The sequence below is a fragment of the Chryseobacterium sp. LJ668 genome (genome assembly GCF_019613955.1).
In the GTDB taxonomy this organism is placed as follows: Bacteria; Bacteroidota; Bacteroidia; order Flavobacteriales; family Weeksellaceae; genus Chryseobacterium.
Map to the genome: position 1 here is coordinate 2,258,336 of NZ_CP080443.1, position 19,546 is coordinate 2,277,881.

Annotated in this window: 16 protein-coding genes; 7 read left to right on the plus strand and 9 right to left on the minus strand. The window is 36.6% G+C overall.

Annotation, left to right across the window (positions count from 1 at the left end; genetic code table 11):
• The first annotated feature begins 1 nt into the window (after position 1).
• On the plus strand, positions 2-610 hold the full coding sequence (locus tag K0U91_RS10595) for an alpha-ketoglutarate-dependent dioxygenase AlkB family protein (protein WP_220179972.1): 609 nt from the start codon (positions 2-4) through the stop codon (positions 608-610).
• 57 nt (positions 611-667) lie between these two features.
• Here the strand turns inward: K0U91_RS10595 and K0U91_RS10600 are convergent, their stop codons facing one another.
• The 3 genes from K0U91_RS10600 to K0U91_RS10610 form a co-directional block, all read right to left on the minus strand.
• Positions 668-2,527: a CocE/NonD family hydrolase gene (locus tag K0U91_RS10600; RefSeq protein ID WP_220179603.1), complete on the minus strand. Its 1,860-nt coding sequence runs from the start codon at positions 2,525-2,527 to the stop codon at positions 668-670.
• Positions 2,528-2,639: 112 nt separating this feature from the next.
• On the minus strand, positions 2,640-3,059 hold the full coding sequence (locus tag K0U91_RS10605) for an SH3 domain-containing protein (protein WP_219971348.1): 420 nt from the start codon (positions 3,057-3,059) through the stop codon (positions 2,640-2,642).
• A 3-nt stretch (positions 3,060-3,062) separates the two neighbouring features.
• On the minus strand, positions 3,063-3,557 hold the full coding sequence (locus K0U91_RS10610; RefSeq protein ID WP_219971349.1) for a BON domain-containing protein: 495 nt from the start codon (positions 3,555-3,557) through the stop codon (positions 3,063-3,065).
• Between the two features lie 210 nt (positions 3,558-3,767).
• On the opposite strand from K0U91_RS10610, the gene K0U91_RS10615 reads away from it, so the two are divergent.
• From K0U91_RS10615 to K0U91_RS10625, 3 genes are all read left to right on the plus strand, one after another.
• Complete coding sequence (locus K0U91_RS10615) at positions 3,768-5,018, plus strand: dicarboxylate/amino acid:cation symporter (protein ID WP_219971350.1); 1,251 nt, start codon at positions 3,768-3,770, stop codon at positions 5,016-5,018.
• 179 nt (positions 5,019-5,197) lie between these two features.
• Complete coding sequence (locus K0U91_RS10620; RefSeq protein ID WP_220179604.1) at positions 5,198-5,911, plus strand: phytanoyl-CoA dioxygenase family protein; 714 nt, start codon at positions 5,198-5,200, stop codon at positions 5,909-5,911.
• A 137-nt stretch (positions 5,912-6,048) separates the two neighbouring features.
• Complete coding sequence (locus K0U91_RS10625; RefSeq protein WP_219971352.1) at positions 6,049-7,011, plus strand: alpha/beta hydrolase; 963 nt, start codon at positions 6,049-6,051, stop codon at positions 7,009-7,011.
• A gap of 73 nt (positions 7,012-7,084) precedes the next feature.
• On the opposite strand, the gene K0U91_RS10630 is transcribed toward K0U91_RS10625, so the two are convergent.
• Positions 7,085-9,898: a GH92 family glycosyl hydrolase gene (locus tag K0U91_RS10630; RefSeq protein WP_220179605.1), complete on the minus strand. Its 2,814-nt coding sequence runs from the start codon at positions 9,896-9,898 to the stop codon at positions 7,085-7,087.
• A gap of 128 nt (positions 9,899-10,026) precedes the next feature.
• On the opposite strand from K0U91_RS10630, the gene K0U91_RS10635 reads away from it, so the two are divergent.
• Together K0U91_RS10635 and K0U91_RS10640 are read left to right on the plus strand one after the other, a co-directional pair.
• Positions 10,027-11,130 (plus strand): Mrp/NBP35 family ATP-binding protein, encoded by a 1,104-nt coding sequence (locus tag K0U91_RS10635; protein WP_220179606.1) that lies wholly within the window; start codon positions 10,027-10,029, stop codon positions 11,128-11,130.
• A 40-nt stretch (positions 11,131-11,170) separates the two neighbouring features.
• On the plus strand, positions 11,171-11,419 hold the full coding sequence (locus tag K0U91_RS10640; RefSeq protein WP_219971355.1) for a NifU family protein: 249 nt from the start codon (positions 11,171-11,173) through the stop codon (positions 11,417-11,419).
• Between the two features lie 386 nt (positions 11,420-11,805).
• Here the strand turns inward: K0U91_RS10640 and K0U91_RS10645 are convergent, their stop codons facing one another.
• From K0U91_RS10645 to K0U91_RS10655, 3 genes are all read right to left on the minus strand, one after another.
• Entirely contained in the window at positions 11,806-14,871 is a 3,066-nt protein-coding gene (locus K0U91_RS10645) for a choice-of-anchor I family protein (RefSeq protein WP_220179607.1), read from the minus strand.
• A 357-nt stretch (positions 14,872-15,228) separates the two neighbouring features.
• On the minus strand, positions 15,229-15,603 hold the full coding sequence (locus K0U91_RS10650) for a VOC family protein (RefSeq protein ID WP_220179608.1): 375 nt from the start codon (positions 15,601-15,603) through the stop codon (positions 15,229-15,231).
• Between the two features lie 180 nt (positions 15,604-15,783).
• A complete protein-coding gene (locus K0U91_RS10655) occupies positions 15,784-16,410 on the minus strand; it encodes an FMN-dependent NADH-azoreductase (protein ID WP_220179609.1) in 627 nt (208 codons plus the stop codon).
• A 120-nt stretch (positions 16,411-16,530) separates the two neighbouring features.
• Between K0U91_RS10655 and K0U91_RS10660 the strand changes: the two genes are divergently transcribed.
• Positions 16,531-16,911: a winged helix-turn-helix transcriptional regulator gene (locus tag K0U91_RS10660; RefSeq protein ID WP_220179610.1), complete on the plus strand. Its 381-nt coding sequence runs from the start codon at positions 16,531-16,533 to the stop codon at positions 16,909-16,911.
• A 298-nt stretch (positions 16,912-17,209) separates the two neighbouring features.
• Here the strand turns inward: K0U91_RS10660 and K0U91_RS10665 are convergent, their stop codons facing one another.
• The gene (locus K0U91_RS10665; protein WP_220179611.1) at positions 17,210-17,728 is read right to left on the minus strand and encodes a hypothetical protein; all 519 of its coding nucleotides are present in this window, start codon (positions 17,726-17,728) and stop codon (positions 17,210-17,212) included.
• Positions 17,729-18,542: 814 nt separating this feature from the next.
• Positions 18,543-19,427 (minus strand): Ppx/GppA phosphatase family protein, encoded by an 885-nt coding sequence (locus K0U91_RS10670; RefSeq protein ID WP_220179612.1) that lies wholly within the window; start codon positions 19,425-19,427, stop codon positions 18,543-18,545.
• Positions 19,428-19,546: the final 119 nt, after the last annotated feature.

Consider the following 19,546-nt stretch of genomic DNA (forward strand, 5'->3'; position numbering starts at 1 on the left):
GATGAGTTTATTCGAAGATATATCAGAATATCCTTTTAATATTCTTCCTAAAGATGGAATCGTTCATTATTACGGAAAGGTTTTTTCTAAGGAAAAATCAGATTTTTATTATGATTATTTATTCAATCAAATTCCCTGGGAAAATGATGAGGCTGTGATTTTTGGTAAATTAATTTTAACGAAAAGAAAAGTGGCATGGTTTGGAGAAAAGCCTTTTGAATATACCTACTCAAAACGAACAAAATATGCCAAACTTTGGACTCCGGAATTATTAGCATTAAAACAGAAATGCGAAGAAGTTACCGGAGAAATTTACAATTCCTGCCTGCTTAATTTATACCACGACGGAAGCGAAGGAATGGCGTATCACAGCGATGGTGAAAAAGATCTGAAAAAACATGGCGCAATCGCTTCATTAACTTTCGGGGCAGAAAGAAAATTCTTATTTAAACATAAAGCGACCAAAGAAAAAGTAGAATTACTTCTTGAAAACGGAAGTTTACTGGTCATGAAAGGCGAAACCCAAGATCATTGGATGCACCGGCTTCCGCCGACCACAAAAGTGAAAGCTCCACGAGTAAATTTGACGTTCCGAACGATTGAAGAATAAAAAAAACAGTGTAAATCACACTGCTATTCTTTTTCTTAATTTCGTTCTATCATCTACTTATTTCAAAACTTCAGCTTCGATAGAAGAATCTTCAAAAACTTTTATAAAAGCTTTCGTGTAATCTTCTTTCGTTGCAACATTCGGATTGTCTAAAAATTTCTGCGGATTTACCGAGAAAAGGGGAAACCAGGTCGAACTTATCTGAATTTGAATCCTATGTCCTTTTTTAAAGGTATGTACCACATCTTGCAATCTGAAATTCACTGCTGTTTTTTGATTCGGAACCAAGGCTTCTGCTCTCTCTCTTGAATTTCTGAATCTGGCAGGCATTATTTCACTTCTTACCATCTGATGGTAATTTCCGTAGACTACACCTTCTTTTTTCTCTGCAGGTTTAAAATCTTCAGGATATACATCGATTAATTTCAACGCAAAATCTGCATCTGTAGAAGTAGAGGCAATATTTAATTTTGCCATAATTTCTCCTGCGAAAGTCATGTCTTCCGTCAAAACATCTGTAGTAAAAGTAAGAACATCAGGTCGTCCTACTGCAAACCGCTGGTCTTCCGACATATAATTTCTTGGGGTGAAACCGTTAAAGTCTTTCAGGTTATCTGAACTTAGAACAGGATTGTCAGGATCACTATAATATTCTGTAGCGCTTTGTCCTGAATTATTTTTTAAGGTTCCGTTTACCAGGTAGAAATTAACTTTTTGTGTGTTTTTTGGGGGATATTGTGCAAATTCTTTCCATTTTTTTGCGCCGGTGTCGTACATCAAAGCTTCCGGTAAGCCTGCGTCTTGTTTTGTATCTCCTTTTAAATAATGATTGAAAAATTTAGTCTCAATACTTTTCTGATAATACGTTGCAATGCTATCTCCGAAATAAATCTGATTGTGAAAATGTTTCCCTTCCTCGCGTCCCCACCCTCCATGCGAAAAAGGTCCCATTACGATTGTGTTTTTAGCTTTTGGGCTTGTCTTTTCAATGGTTTTGTAGATATTAAGAGGTCCTGAAAGATCTTCAGCATCAAACCAGCCACCGACAGTAATTACCGCATGATTTATATTTTTCAGATGCGGGAGAAGACTCCTTTTCTGCCAATATTCATCGTAATTCGGATGATTCATAATTTCTGTCATGAAGAAGTTGTCCTTATAATATTTGTTATAGGCTTCTTTCAAAGTTCCCATGTCTCTGTAAAATTTCAAGCCGTCTTCTGAAGTGGTTTTAATCATAGAATCTGAGTACCACGCTTTGTTTTCGGCTTTTGTTTTCTGAACTCCAAAAACGGGAAACGTTTTGAAATAGCCTAGCATAAATTTTCCATTATGAAGAAAGTCATCATTCCAGAAATCTGAAATTGGAGCCTGCGGAGAAGAAGCGACTAAAGAAGGATGCTGCGCCAAAGTTCCTACCGCAGTATAAAATCCGGGATAAGAAGTTCCGTATTGACCGACTTTTCCGTTATTGTATTTGATGTTTTTGACCAGCCAATCAATGGTATCGTAGGTATCGGTACTTTCGTCAACATCTTTTTTTGTTTTACGTTCTACCTGCGGCGTCATGTTGGTAAAAGTTCCTTGGCTCATATATCTTCCACGCACATCCTGATATACAAAAATGTATTTGTCTTTCATCAAATATGGGTTTGGGCCAAGTTTGGTTTTAAATTCATTTTCACCATATGGAGCAATGCTGTAGCATGTTCTCTGCATTAAAAATGGATATTTCTGCTTTTTTGAGATATCTTTTGGGATGTAAATCGCTGTAAAAAGTTTAACCCCATCGCGCATGGTGATGTACATTTCCTTTTTGGTGAAATTATCTTTAACAAAGTTGTCTGTCGGAGTTGTACTTTGAGATTTTCCTAAGATAAAAAATAAAAGCAGCACTAAAGAAAACGGAATCTTCATAATTGAAATTTTGGCTAATTTATTAATAAAAATGCTATATACTGAATCCTTTTAAAAATAAAAAATCCCTGAGAAAATTCAGGGATAAAATTTTAATATGTGTTGACTTTAATTAAGCTTTCAAGTATCTTGAATATGCGTAACCTTCTTGTCCGTCAGAAGTTTTAACCTTCCACCAGTCGTCAGAAGTCTGCTCAATTAATGTAACAGAAGAACCTTTTGCAGCTTTTCCTACAACGGCAGCATCCGTTGAAGGTTCTTGTCTGATATTGAGGTTAGAATCTTCTGTAGCAATGGTAAGATTAGCACCTGCAGCCAAACCGGCAACCTGTACATCAACATTGATGTCTGAAGCAGAATATGTAGAATCAATAGCTCCTAAGGCATTCCATACAGCATCTTTTGCAGCAGTATTGGATGCATTTCCGGAAATATATAAAATTCCGTCCTGCTCCTGAACCTGTAGATTTGAAACTCCCGCAGACTGAGCTGCAGAAACCACACTTGAATATTTATCTTGTAATGTGCTCATCTGTTAGTTTTTTACTGTGTAGTTATAATTTACTTTTCCAACTTTCAAGGCATCAACAGATTCTTTGATTTTTCTTGCCTGTAATGAAGATACATTTCCTGTCAGCGTCAATTCACCGTTTACTACCTCAACTTTTACAGTTGGGAAATCTTTCACGGCATCCTGTACTTTTTGCTGAACCATAGGATCAACAGCCGTTGTAGTTTCTACCGGCATTGGATCAGGAGTTGCTTCAGCAATTGTCGCCATATCATGAACATCTTTTACCCCTTTGATTTCTTTCAGAGATTTGATAGCAGCATCTTTTTCTGCCTGTGAAGCGAATGTTCCGCCTAGATGGGCAACACCTTCTTTTACTTCTACAGTTGCAGACGGATTTGAGGTTACAATGGTAGTTGCCTGAGTCTGAAGATCAGCATCAGAAACTTTCTTTTTGCACGAAATAGATCCAAATGATACTGCCAAAGCTAAGGCAGACATTGTGATTGTTTTTTTCATAATTGTTTAATTTAATGTTTTAATTACACTCAAATGTAATAATAAAATGTATACCATTTCTCTAAAAAATAAATAAATATGTAAATTTTTTCTTTTAATGTTGTCATAATCTGCACGTTAATTTTCATAATAATAGTTTTGATGTAGTTTAACAAAATTTTAAGCTTCAAGAATAAAAACCTTTATATTTGCGATTATTGAACTATAGATATGAAAGGACAGAATAAATTATTTATTGCGATCATCATTGCTTTGATCGTGGGTGTTGCAATTGGAGGATTTGTACATATTCAGTATCCTGAAAGTGCAAAACCATTCTCACAAAACATCAAACTTTTAGGAACCGTTTTTATCAGATTGGTACAGATGATCATCGCACCGCTGGTTTTCACAACCTTGGTGGTAGGAATTGCAAAAATGAGCGACATCAAGATGATCGGAAGGGTAGGATCAAAAGCTATGCTGTGGTTTATTTCGGCATCTCTTATTTCTCTTTTTATCGGTCTGGTTTTGGTAAATTGGCTTGAGCCGGGTCACGTTACGAAGCTTCCGATTCAGGATGCGGCGTCTGCTGAAGAGCTCCTAAAATCAAGCAAAGGCTTCTCGATGGAAGATTTTGTCAAACATATTATCCCTAAAAGTATTTTTGAAGCTTTTGCAACCAATGAAGTTCTTCAGATTGTTGTTTTTTCAATCATGTTTGGGGTTGCTTTGGCAAATCTCGGTGATGAATACGCACAACCTGTCATCAAATTATTCGATGTTGTAGCGCATGCGATTCTGAAAATGGTAGGCTACATCATGTGGTTTGCACCGCTTGGAGTACTTGGAGCGATTGCAGCGGTGGTTGCCACCAACGGCTTTGAAATCTTTAAAGTATACGCCATTTACCTTCGAGACTTTTTCTTTGCTTTAGGAATTCTGTGGCTTGTATTGCTGTTAGTAGGATATTTAATTTTGGGTAACCGTCTTTTTGAACTGTTAAGAAGAATAAAATCTCCCTTATTAATTGCTTTTTCAACTACAAGTTCGGAAGCTGTTTTTCCTAAATTGGTAGAAGAATTAGAAAGATTCGGGTGTAATAACAGAGTAGTATCGTTTATATTACCGCTAGGATACTCATTCAATTTGGATGGAAGCATGATGTACATGACCTTTGCATCGATTTTTATCGCTCAAATTTATGGAATTGAAATGTCTGTCGGACAGCAAGTTACAATGCTTCTTGTTCTGATGCTGACTTCAAAAGGAATTGCAGGCGTTCCAAGAGCTTCTCTGGTGATTATTGTCGCCACATGTTCTATGTTTGGAATTCCACCGGAAGGGATCGCATTAATTTTGCCAATCGATCATTTCTGCGACATGGGAAGAAGCATGACCAACGTTCTGGGGAATGCTTTAGCAACATCCGCCGTTTCAAAATGGGAAGGACAGCTCGATAATCATGGAGGAGATATGTAAAATATTAATTTAACTTAAATAAACGGTCAATAGAGAATTTCTTCTCTGTTGGCCATTTTTTATGAAATTTGTATTACTTTGCTGAGTGAAACGCCTTTGCGAACGAAAAATATTTTCAATCATTTAAATAGAAACTTTGCGAACTTTGCGTTAAAAATAGATTGAAAACCTATCATTAAATGAATTTACAACAACATAAAAATAAAATTGCTGATAAAGGTTTTTCCGTTATCAGCAATGTTTTTTCTGAGGAAGAAATTGAAAAAATAAGTACAGTCATTCAGAATATAGATACTTCAAAGGAAACTTTCAGGAAATCGGAAGACCTTTTTGCAATCCGACAGTTTTTAAAGGAAGTCTCAGAGGTGAAAGATTTGATTTTTAATGAAAATTTAAAAACAATTATCAAAGAGATTTTTGGCGAAAATTATTTTGTTGTCAAAAGTATTTACTTCGATAAACCCGAAAAATCAAACTGGTATGTCGCCTATCATCAGGATTTAACGATTTCGGTTGATAAGAAAATTAACTTGGAAAACTTCGGGCCGTGGACCACAAAACAGAATCAATTCGCCGTTCAGCCGCCGATTCATATTCTGGAAAATATTTTTACAGTAAGAATTCATTTGGATGATACTGATGAAAATAACGGTGCCCTGAAAGTAGTTCCAAAATCTCATTCAAAAGGAATTTACAGACCCGAAACCATCGACTGGAACGTGGAAACAGAAAACATCTGCAATGTAGAAAAGGGTGGAATTATGATTATGAAACCGTTGTTACTGCATGGCTCAAACCGAACGACCAACGGAAAGAGAAGAAGGGTAATTCATATCGAGTTTTCTGATGTAGAATTACAAAAAGAATTACATTGGTCAGAAAGATTAAAATGATTTCTTTATACAATAATTGCACCTTAAACCTTTCTTAAATCTTTTTCTTTTTCATTTTAATTCTGATATGTAAAATAAAAATTCCTGCTGATTTACAGAAAAAATTACATATATATGTCTATTGTAATATATGTGAAATGATTTTTAGAAAACAAGTTATTTTAGTATCAATAGGCATCGTTTTTTTGTCATGCAATAAAGACAAGAAGTTACAGCCAGAAAGTGTAAAGAAACCTGAAGTTTCCACAATAACTTTCCCCGTGTGGGAGAAATCAATTCCCGATTCTGAACTTGTGACAGGTACAGAAACTTATAATGACGGGATGATTTCTAATGTGTCAAATCCTGCAATAACAATCTTCTCCCCTGCAAAAAACAATACCGGCGTTGCCATAATCGTATTTCCCGGCGGAGGATACAATAAACTGGCTATAGAACTTGAAGGTTCTGAAATTTGCAAGTGGCTTTCATCAATCGGAATTACAGGAGTGCTGCTGAAATATCGTGTACCAGCTTCCGGACCTCATTATGATAAGGATTGTAATTGCGAAAAAGATCCTATCAAACCATTGGCATTGCAGGATGCGCAACGAGCATTGGGCTTAATCCGTTATCAGGCAAAGGAATTAAAGATTAATCCGAATAAAATCGGAGTGATGGGATTTTCTGCCGGCGGACATCTGGTTGCTGATATCAGTAATCATTACAAAAAAAGAGCTTATACAATAGCGGATAATGCTGATAAAATAAGCTGCAGACCAGACTTTGCATTGGCCTTCTACCCCGGACACATGAGGTTTCATACAGATAAGCCGTACGAGTTAAACCGTACCATCTCTGTAGATAGCAAGACCCCGCCAACATTTATTTTGCATGCAGGCAACGACTCCATTAATTCTGTGGAAAATTCACTGGTCTATTATATGGCACTGCAGAAGGCTGGAGTTCCAGCTGAATTTCACATTTATGAAGAAGGAGGACATGCCTTTGGATTAAATCAATCAGCCCAAAAGATTCCTAATTGGTCTGAACTGCCGATTGCTGATTGGGAAAAATTGGTTGAAAGATGGCTGCGAACGATTAAAATGACATCTCACTAATAAAACTACCTTGAATATAAAACAAAACCTCTTACAAATCGAAAGAGGTTTATCATTTTTAATTTTCAAATTTCTATTTCAAAGAAATCTCATCCACAAAAATATAAGCATCACCACCCGCACCTTGATGCCATTCCGGAAGTTTTCCAAAATGATACGCTTTCACTTTTAGGTAACGTGCTTCGGTTGGAAGAATATCAGTGGCAAAATCTTTCACCTGAACTGTTTCATCTTTGGCATCAATGTTATTTTCCAAAGTTTTTAGAAGAATGAAAGTTTTACCATCCATTGAAGCGTAATATTCTACTTTATTAGGCATTAAAATCCATGCACGGCTGTCCTGCAGATAGGTTGATGAAATATATTTGATCTGTTGAGGCGATTTAAAATCAATAACAGCTTCAACGGTTTGTCCTTGATAACCCTGCCATTCTCCTTTTCTCCAATTGATGTCACCGTTGATTCCGTCAATCAAAGCAAACTTTCCGCCTGCCGTATATTGTGGATTAACATTAGCATTGATGGTTATATCCCAATGATTGGGTCTTCTGTTGAAATTGGCAGTTGTGATTCCGCTTTTTTCTCCATTTCTTTCAGCGTATGTAGAAACCTGAGTCGTTTTATTGATCATAAAAGGCTCTTTATAAACTTTAAAGGTTTTTCTAACGTTGGCGTCATCTTCGTCCAAAGTCATGTAATAAACTTTATCTTTCTCATTTAGCGGAGTGATTTTCACCTGAGTGGTAAAATCAAAAAGTCTGTCGGCCGCAATTACTGGTGAAGCTGTTTGTTCAGGATATTTTAAATCTTTAGCAACTTTTACATTTTCAAAACCTAGTTTTTTTAGCTCACTTTTTGGAGTGCTTTTCGTAATGATTCTCGTTGTTCCGTCTTCCAGATGTAGTTTAATTTCATCAAAATAAGGTGTCACGGTTTCCCATTCAGGTTTCCCAGGAGTTACGGCATAAATTCCCATTGAGCTTAAAATAAACCATGCACTCATTTGTCCGCAATCTTCATTTCCGATCAATCCATCCGGCGAATTTTTGTAGAAATTATCAAGAATATATTTAATTTTTGCTTCCGTTTTCTGTGGCTTATCAACGAAATTATAGAGATAAGCAATGTGATGACTCGGTTCGTTTCCTTGAGCGTATTGTCCCATCAATCCGGTAATATCCACCTGTTCTCTTCCTGTTGTTTTATCAGAAGCTGAGAAAATCGCATCAATAAATTGTTCGAATTTTTCTTTTCCACCATGTGCTTCAATCAATCCCGGAATATCCTGCGGAACCGAATATGAGTAATGCCACGAATTTCCTTCCGTATAATTGTTGTTGACTTCACTCGGATCAAACGGTTCGTACCAGTTTCCGTTTTTTCTAGCCTGCATAAAACCATTATTCGGATTGTAAAGGTTTTTCCAGTTTTGAGAACGTTTCATGAAGTATTCGTAGTCTTCTTTTTTGTTTAAAATTTTTGCCATCTGAGCGATGCACCAGTCGTCGTAAGCATATTCAAGGGTTTTTGAAACGCTTTCGTGCTCATCATCAATGCTGATATAGTTGTTTTGTTTGTAAGCATTTAAACCAAAAATATCCAGCATCGCCGAATTTTTTGAAGCTTCAAACGCTTTTTCATAATCAAAACCTGTTACTCCTTTCGTCATCGCATCTGCAATTACAGAAACTGAATGATAACCGATCATACATTCCGTTTCATTGGAAGCCAGTTCCCAAACGGGAAGTTTTCCGCCCTGTTCGTATTGTTTGATAAAAGTATTGACAAAATCTGCCGTTCTTTTTCGGTCAATCAATGACATCAAAGGGTGTGCTCCTCTGAATGTATCCCAAAGCGAGAAAACGGAATAGTATCCGAAATCTTTCGCCATGTAAAATTTGTTGTCCCTGCCACGGTATTTTCCGTCAACATCCATGTTGATATTGGGTTGCGTGAAAACGTGGTATAAAGCCGTGTAGAAAACGGTAAGTTTATCTTTGTCGGAAGATTTGACTTGAATTTTTGAAAGTTCTTTGTTCCAATCTGCTTCGGCTTGTTTTTTAATGATTTCAAAATCATTTGAATTTCCTTCAGCCAGCATGTTTTTTCCTGCACCTTCGTAATCTGTAGGAGAAATTGAAACTTTTACAAGGATTTTTTCTCCTTTTTTAACTTTGCTTGAAAATGCAATTTGAATTTTTGTTCCGTTATAATTTGTATCAGCAACACTAGGTCGTGATGGACTCTCAACCAGTGATTTTGTTTCAATCATCGGTTTTGAAAACTCAATTCTCGCATAAATGTATTGATTGGTTGCCCAAGCTTCACTTCTTCTGAAAACTTCGATGGTTTTGCTGTCAATAATTTTTACTTCACCTTCCAGCAATTTATCTCTGTGATTTAAGTCTAAAATAATATTGGCGTTTCCAGCTTTGTTGAAGGTGTATTCGTGATAACCGACTCTTTTTGTTGTTGTTAAACGAACATCAATGTTATGCTTATCCAATTTTACCGAATAAAATCCTGCCGTTGCTTTCTCATTTTTATGAGAAAATTTTGATGAATATTCTTTCGGTGTCAGTCCCGGATTTCCCATGGTCGGCATGAGCATAATATCGCCATAATCAGACACTCCGGTTCCGTTCAGATGCGTATGAGAGAAGCCATAAATCACTGAATCTGAGTAATGATAGCCACTGCAGCCATCCCAGCTTCCGTCAATTCGGGTGTCGGGAGAAAGCTGAACCATCCCAAAAGGTACAATTGCACCAGGAAATGTATGACCGTGGCCGCCCGTTCCGATGAAAGGATTGATGTATTGCGAATAATTTTGTGAAAATAAATTATGGGTAATAATTCCCAAAAGAATAATCAATATTTTTTTCATGAAGATTAAAATTAAAATCCCCCTAAAATACTATAATATTTCGTTCTGCAAAAGAATTTATCTATCACCCAGTTTGTTGATTTTAAATAGCTAAAATTTCCGTAAATTTGTAGACAATTTATATTTTTATGTTGACTAAAGAAAAGGTTCAGGATTTCCTTAAAGAAATAGAAGTAGATGATTTGGTGAGTAACTTTCAGGTAATGGGAAGCGATGTTTACATCGATATGACTGCACATTCACCGGCAATGCACGAAAAAAAGAAGCTTGAGGCAGCAATGAAGCAGGCATTTGCAAGCGAGTTTGGGGAAGAAATTAATTTAAAACTGAAAATAGTTTCTCCCGAGCCAAGCGAAGTACAGCTAAGTCAGATTAAAGGAAAACAAATCCCCGGAATTCAAAATATTATTGCCATCGCATCCGGAAAAGGTGGGGTAGGTAAGTCTACTGTTGCTGCGAATCTAGCAGTAACGTTAGCAAAAATGGGTTTTAAAGTTGGAATATTAGATGCCGATATTTACGGACCGTCTGTTCCTACGATGTTTGATACAGAAGGTCAGAAGCCAATTTCTGTTGATGTAAACGGGAAAAGCTTAATGAAACCGATCGAAAATTATGGTGTGAAAATGCTTTCTATAGGATATTTTTCTGGAGCCAATCAGGCTGTTGTCTGGAGAGGACCGATGGCATCAAAGGCATTGAACCAAATGATCAGAGATGCAGCTTGGGGAGAATTGGATTTCTTGTTGATCGACCTTCCTCCGGGAACGGGTGATATTCATTTGTCGATCATTCAGGAAGTTCCTGTAACGGGAGCGGTGATCGTAAGTACACCTCAACATGTTGCTTTGGCGGATGTTAGAAAGGGGATTGCGATGTTCCAGATGGAAAGCATCAATATTCCGGTACTAGGATTGATAGAAAATATGGCGTATTTTACACCGGAAGAATTACCTGACAATAAATATTATATCTTTGGAAACCAGGGAGCACAATATTTAGCAGATGATTTAAATATTCCTGTCTTGGGTGAAATACCATTGATTCAAAGCATCAGAGAAGCAGGAGATGTAGGAAGACCTGCAGTGCTTCAGGAAAATTCTAAAATTGCAGAAATCTATGTAGAAACTGCAAGAAAAATGGTAGAGAGTTTAATAGAACGAAATAAGTTTCTACCGCCTACAGAAGCTGTGAAAATCACCACGATGGCGGGTTGCTCACCAAAAAAATAATAATGATTTCAAATTAATTTTTGAAAAACCAAATTCAAATATGGAAACAAATATAGCACACGAACAAACCGTAACCAAGGTAATGGAAGCTCTAGAGAGCATTCGTCCGTTTCTGAACAAAGACGGTGGAGATATCGAGTTAATCGATGTGAAAGAAGATACGGTGTATGTAAAGCTTTTAGGAAACTGTTCTGGATGTTCTTTAAATTTTTCAACTCTGAAATTAGGGGTTGAAACGACCATTAAACAGCATGCTCCTGAGATTTCAAAAGTGGTGAATTTAGAATAAAAAATACGACGATATATTTTTTGAAGACAGGCTTTTGGGTCTGTCTTTTTTTGTTATTTACATTATGTCATTTGCTGCTTTTCTTTGCATACCTTGATAAATAATTCGCCAGATTTAGCTGATAAATATTTAGTTTCAGAACATACATCAACTTCAAGATTGAAACTTGAGTGACTTTCATAATCGTCTTGATCAATAGGGATATTTCTAATAGCTGGAAGTAATATTTAATTTATTATTACTCATTTGTGTCATTTATTTCGTATACTTTCAAAAATACAAAATTCTTTGTTTTTTTTTAAAACTAATTAAGGTATATGAAATTTAATTTAAACTAAAAAAGCCCCGGAAAAACCGAGGCTACATTAAAATCAAATATATAAAAGTTACTTTACAATGACTCTTTTCACTTCACCTTCAGAAGTTTTAATTAAATAAACTCCCGCAGACAATTTTGAAGTATCAATAGTTAAAGCATTTTTCTCTTTTCCAAGAAGTTTACCACTCATATCGTACAATTCGTAGCCTTGAGGTCTGTTGAAATACAATGTATTCCCTTTGTTTACAGGATTCGGGAAGATATTGAACGTAGCTTTTTCAGTTTTTACTTCTCCAGTAGATAAAGTTGGAGAAGGAGCTACTTCAAACATAGATAAAGTTCCGCTGATTTCATTAGCAACAATAACATAACCCTTCCCATTATTCATATTTGCAGGAGGAATGTAAGTAATTCCTTCCGGTCCGTTGTCACCACCAAATGCAGACGTTGATCTTGAATGTTTATAATCAACAAATGTAACATTGTTCGGATCAGTTACGTTATACACCATAACACCTCCTGTTCTTTCCAAAGTAATAAATGCGAAAGTCTGTCCGTTGATCGTTCCTAAAGTTACTCCTTCAGGTTCAGGGCCTTTTGCACGGCTTCTGTTTTTAGCGCCGTTTGCTTCGTTATCCGCATTGAAAATCAAAGGATGATTGGCTGCAGTATATCTTTCAAACTGATCACCGCTGTCATAAACAATTTGTTTGGTATCAGCATTAAAAATGGAGAACGAGCGGGCTCCCAAAGCGTGAATCTCTTCGTATTCTGCATCTGCATCGGTACTTCCGTTTACACTTGTCGTTCTGAATCTTCCTAAATTATGGGATGCTTTCAGCACAGAAGCATTCGGGAAAACGGTTGAGTCTAAACCATACGTTGCTGCCCCCACAGTAGTTCTCTCACTGAATCCTCCTAAATCTTTTTCGTCTCCTTCGTTGGCTGTCACAATGTAATTAGTGTTTCCAATTTTGTAAGAAGCCATTGCATCAGGATTGTAGTACGCTTTTACCGGCCAGTTTGCAATTAATACTTCTCCGTTGTTGTCAGAAGCATCAAAACCATTTCCCGGAAGACTCATGTCTTTTTTACCTAAGCCCCAAATGCTACCTAAAGTTTTTGTAGCTAAATCTATCTCAATGACTGCATTATTTTCCTGACAAGAAACCCATGCTTTCTGACTGTCTGGACTGATTGCAATATATTCAGGTTCAAGATCCTGCGCCAAAGTGCTTGTTGATTTTACTTTTCTTCCTCCGGTTGCAGATAGAGTAGCCTCCATTCCGTTGAATTGGGTAAAACCAAGCGTTGTCACACTCGCTTGTGTTAAGGCCTGAATTCCTGCTACCGTCAAAATAGGCACATCAATAATACTGACAGAACCTTCCGGATCTGTTGTGTAAGCATCATTGGGTTCGCCTTCATTAGCAGTCATTACTTTCGTTCCGTCCGGCGTGAAGGTAATCATGTCTGGTAAAACACCTACAGAAACCTGCTTTAGGAATGTTCCATTGATATCAAAGAAAACAACTGATCCGTTTCCTTGTGGATTTGTCGCGTTGGGAGAAGCTACTGCAATAATTCCGTTTTTTACGGCAATACTTGTGATTCCACCATATGGAAGCATGTTTACGGTGCTGATAACGGTGGGTGCAAGCGGGTTTGCGAAATTAATGATATCGAAAACGTCTGTCAAAGAGCTTATCGTGAAGAGTCTTTGTGTTGCAGCATCATGCACTACAATTTCTGTTGAGCTCGTGCTGTTTCCTGAAGGATCAAAACTTCCGATATAATTGAGCTGAACCTGGTTCGAAGGTACCGGTGCCGCTTTATCATTATCAACAATATAAACTGTGGATGAAGTCTCACCTGAAAGAGTAGCTCCGACAGGATTTTCAAGACTTAAAACAAAATATTCAGCCATCTGTTCCTCCAGAATATCATCAGTAATTGGAATATTTACGGTAACACTTGTTGTAGTTGGAGTTAGATTGATGGTTTGATTGGTTAAAATAAAATCACTGCTGTCTGCCGTACTGAACGGTGCAGGTTTTACAGCCAGATTTACCGTTGCATTTGAAGGATTGTTCACATTGATTTTAAATGCCAATGTTCCTGTATTTTCGTTAACCTTAATAAATGTTTTATCTAAAGAAATCGTTGTTCCTGCTGTGGTAAATATTGTAGAAGTCGAAGTTGCGACAGCGTTATCACTTGTATCTTCCACAAGATTTGGCTTTAAAGCCAAATAATATGCCTGATTCGGAACCAGACCTCCTGTAGGAATTACCGTAATTTTATTGTTGCTGAATGTCGTTGTAAAAGGAACAGCTGCTCCAGTTGCATTGTTTAGCCTTAATTCTACCAGATTCTGAGCATTTGTCGCCGTAATCGCAGAATTATCTAGTAATCTTACATTTTCGTTAAATGTAATGGTAGGATTTACAGTAGTGGAAGCATTATTTACGTTGTTTGCCGGTAAATAAGTTACTGTAGGTGGTGTAGTATCTAAACCTCCTGCCGGAGTTGCATCAACTGTAAAATTGTCAAAACGATTGTTTCCTACAACGCCTCCTGCGCCGGCTGCGAATTCTACTTTCAGTTTGAAATTCGGGTTATTAGAAACTCCTGAAATTGTAGAAAAATCGAATGTAATCAACTGCGGATTGGCATCCTGTGATGTTACCGTCTGATATTGCGTGTATGTGGTTCCGTCTAAAGAATAAGACCAGATCTGTATTCCTGCTCCAGATCCTGATCTTCTGGTTGTGAATTTTACTACCACGTTGTTATAACCTGTGGTAGGTAAAGAAAACTGTACATTTCCGTTGATTGGATAATTGTATCTCAAATGCGTACCTGAAGCGTCTCCGTTTCTGGCGTTCAAGTTATCAATATTAAAGTTTTGGTTCGTACCACCTGCAAAGTCAATAAAGGTGTCGGTACTTCCGGTTCCCGTGGAAACAGCAGTGATAGATCCGTTCAAAAGTGTTGAAGTAGGAGTCGTAATTGTTGCAACGGATGCATTGTTGTTAAAATTCCAGTAGTGTACCAAAGTCTGTCCCGAAACTGCACCATGAAATAAGGCTGCGATAGGCAATAAGCCTCGTAAAAGGTATTTGTTCTTCATTTTTACAATATTTAGATTGTTGCAAAAATGAACGTTATAGGTTGTGAGGGTTTTACGGGAAGATTATAAAATGGTTAAATATTTCTATTAAAATCGATTTAGTTTTAATTTATTGTTAAATTTTTTTATCAAATTAACAGCTTGAATTTTCTTTCGGGCGGGATTTTAGCACCACATTTATACGAAGTATTGAACTCCAACTGACTCAAAAACCGCGGTTAGGTACTGGCATTCTGTCTGTCGATGCTGTTTTGTCGATATTAATTATCTCTTCGTTTATGGATATAGAAAAGCTGATAGAAAGATTAATGATAACACTTCTATCAGCTATTTTACAAAAATGCGGGAAACTGTGTATTATCCTATGGAATGGAATCCTACCCTGTTTCCTTCGGTATCGATAAAAAGTGCAATAAAGCCCCTGTTTTCACCAATAGCGGTTTTTGGTAGAATAACTGTTCCTCCAGCACTTTCTACTCTGCCTAATGGAACTGAAAGGTCATTTCCGCCATCTAAGTAAACAGTTGTGCCGCTCATTGCAGGAACAAAGTTTTCACCGCTAGCAATTGCTCCTCCAAATCCGCCTTTTTGTGGATCAGACGGTAAATATGCATATTGCATATCAGGATTAGGGTCTTCATGAATTTGAACATCTAACACTGTAGTATAAAATGCTTTTGCTCTAATGAAATCTGTAGCTGGGATTTCAAACCAGTTTAGGGTATTTACCATATTTATTAAAGTTTATTTGTTTTTACTAATAAGTTATTAAGGGATTAACACAATTTTACCTGTTTTAACCTGTTTTCCATTTGTCTCTGTGTTTCGGCAGCGTTATTTAAGGGAGGTTACCCGCAAATGATAGGATTTCTTGGAGGGAGATACATTTTAGAATTTTAAACCATTAAGAAATCAAGCAAATACAGGTAAAAGCAACTGATCGATCTGAATCTTGGCATTGCGTGTTTTCTCCTCAGCGTTAAACAAAAGCCCAGAAGCATCAATTATCTCTACGTGTTGAATACCCAACGTCTGCCACAAATACGTTGCATACGGAGTCGCAAAATCCTTCTCGCTGCCTATGCCGGTGCCTCCGCTGGTAAAGAGGATATAAACACTGCGTGCGCGGAGTAAGCCTTGCGAAACGCCGTCGACATAAGCAAAGGTTTCGCCAAGACGACTTACATGGTCAACGTATGCCTTAAAAGTAGAGGGAACGGTCCAGTTGTAGATCGGCATGCCGAGTACCACTATGTCAGCGGTTAACAGTTCGCTCACCATTTCGTTGGAAAGTTGCACAGCTGCTTGCATGGTCGGGTTTGGATTTTGCAGGGAATACAAACTTCCATCAACGAACGCTTCTGTTGGGAGCGGTAGGTCTGCTGCTAAATCTCTTGTCGTGAAGTTAGCATCGGGATATTCTCGCAACATGCGAGCCACCAAGTGGTCAGTGAGGTGTCGGGACACTGAGTCGGCATAACGCGAGCTGCTGTCTATACGTAGAATTTCAAGGGAGCGGGTGTAAGAGTTTTTTGTCATAATAGAAAGATTAAAATGAAATGATTGATTTCTCTTATAGATTAATTTTATTTAATTTTGCAGTGCAAATATTCAGAGTTAAAATGAATAAAACAAGTAGGACATTTAAAATGTGTAAGTATGAAAAACAGTACTAATGATGATAATCAACACGTTATAGAAGAAAAAAAGATTGTTTTTGATGAAAAATCTTGCCCGGTAACTGCAACAATGCAAGTTTTAGGTGGAAAATGGAAAGCAATTTTAATTAATGCTATCTATCATACTTCTCCTGCAAGATTTGGAGAATTGAAGCGAAGTGTAAAGGGAATTACTCAATCAATGCTTACTCAGCAGTTGAGAGAATTAGAAGATGATGGGATCATAAACAGAAAAATTTATGCTGAGATCCCACCAAAAGTTGAATATACATTAACCGAGTTTGGGCTTACACTGTCACCAATAATGCAATCTATGGCTGATTGGGGGAAAGAATACAGAATAAAAAAACAAAAGCTGTAATTAAGATAAAATTTTGTTTCAATGCTGTTTAGAAAAAATTGGATTATGAAGTCCTTATTAAAAGTTTTCAGTGCGATTGGACAAGATTAAATGTGATGTTTATAGATCGGAGTTTGTGTTGGCAAAACACCTCTTTTGTTGGTATTTTTTTTTACTGTTTTTCTTTAGTCATGATGTCGGTTGTGTAATCCGCTGAGAATGCGCCTAACGATTTGGCTATTGCCGAAAGCGGGGATTTAGCACAAAGTTTAATCTAAGAACGAAAGTTGAACCTGCACAGATGTCCAATAGAAGCTGTTCAATCCTGCTTTGGCAATAACTTGGTAGTTGTAATTTGTATCATTGTTTTTTGTCCTAAAATGTATGTTTTAAAAGTTAAGTATAAACAAGTTCCAACTAAATATAATCTAATTGCGTTACCGATGAGCCAAATCACTGATAAATTGTAAATTTGTTCTTTGTATTTTTCAATATCTCCAAAAAAAAGCTTTAAGTTTAGCTGAGTTACAATTAAGGCTGTAATTAAAATTGAAAGCAATCCAAATATACTTGCTTTTTTTAGTAAACATTTTTCCTTTTTATTGCTTGATTTCACATAAAGAAAGCATACTACAAAAACTGCTATTTGTGTAAGCGGAACGTAATAATAAATCTGATTTGTAACTGTAAAGTATCCTTGCCAACTTTTGAGTGCTTCATAAGAGTTAGCTAGTTGATTTGGCGCTAAAACTATTTCTTCATAAAGGTTTCCAAAAAACCAGTGAGCTAAGAAAAATAACGAAAAGCCTAAAAGATGATTGAATGTTTTTGCTTGCATTAGTGTCCTTGTTTAAATTTAATGCAAAGGTCCATATTATTTAAGCTTTCAAAATTGCCAATTGGCAATTAATGACCTATTTGATGTTTTTTCTAAGTCTGCTTAGTGAGGTTTGAGTAATGCCTAGATACGATGCAAGTTGTTTTAGTGGTACTTTTTGTAGAAGGTCAGATTGTCTCATCATCTTCAAATATCGTTCTTCAGCTGTCATTGTTTGATAGCTTAATATACCATTGATGACTTTAAGAAATGCGTCTTCCCAAATTTGTCTACCAAATTGTTGCCAAAAAGGAAATTGCTTATACAGCATTTCCATTTTAGATTTATCAATCGTAAGTAATGTGCAGTTTTCAATTGCTTGAATATTGAATTGTGTTGGTTGTCCCGATTTTAAGCTATTCAGTTCAGTGAAAAATCATTTTGGAACGCCAACCAACCGGTTATCTCTCTGTCGTCTTTGTCAAAGTAAATGCGGAGTCCGCCAGATTTAATAAAATAATAAGATGTTACAATCTGCCCCTTTTTAATAACAAACTTATCTTTGTCGAAAGCCCGTTCTTGAAAATTTGAGAGGATTGTAAACAAATCGCTTTCCGAAATATTGATTTGTGATTTTATGAAATTGCTTAATTCTGTCATAAATTTACTATCTAAGCATGCATCTATACAATTACACTAACATCCAAATTAAGCACTGCGCAATCATATGTTATTGCCGTAAATCCAAATTGAAGATAGTGTTAATTATTTGATTTTGAATTGATCAATTTTAATTCGTTTTGATAATGTGCAACGAATATTAAATTAAGTAAAGTTATTTCTCCTCCGAAACCCTCTCATATATATTGTGAATCAAACCATCCGCAACAGAAATTTTCGGAACAAATATCTTGTTGATTTCTGCCCAGTGCATCACGAAATTGTAGATCTTCAAAGCGTGAACTAAAACATCAGCTCGATCTTCCCTGAATCCGTATTTTGTCATTCTTTCCTCTACAGTAAGGTCGTTGAATTCTTTGTAAGCTTTTTTGAGATAAGCAATTGACATGGGTTTGCCGTCTTTGGTTTTGCTCATGGAGAATACTTTATTGATATTTCCTCCCGAACCGATTGCAACGATTTGTTTTTTACTGCTGATATTGTCTTTGATCTCATCTTTCATTTCTTTCCAGTTGTCTTCTGTCACGAGATTGTTGAGGAGACGGATCGTCCCTATATTGAAAGATTTTTCGTAGATCATGGTGTCATTTTCATAGAACGTCAACTCAGTAGAACCTCCACCTACATCTACATAAAGGTATGCGAAATCTTTGTCTAGGCCTTCTGCGACGTGGTTTTCGTAAACTAAAGTCGCTTCTTCATCTCCTGAAATAATTTCAATATTGAGATCTGAAGAATTTCTTACCTTCTCAATAATATCCTTTCCGTTTTCGGCATCGCGCATCGCACTTGTGGCGCAGGCTCTGTAATGCTCGACTTTATAAACTTTCATCAGATCACTAAAAATTTTCATCGAATCTAAGACCATTTTTTCCCTTTCAGTACCGATTTTTCCAAGGGTAAAAACATCCATCCCCAATCGTAAAGGAATTCGCAAAAGGTTTAATTTAATAAATTCTGGTTTTCCGTTTTGAATCTTTACCTCGTTGATTAAAAGTCGGGCCGCATTACTTCCTATGTCTATCGCTGCAATGATCATCTGTTGACTGTTTATTTTGTTGGTTTCAATTATTAATTGAGAATAGTTGATGTTTAAAAATCGAATGTACAAAAATAATTTGTTTTTTTTGATCTAAACACATTTAAAAACGCTTTACA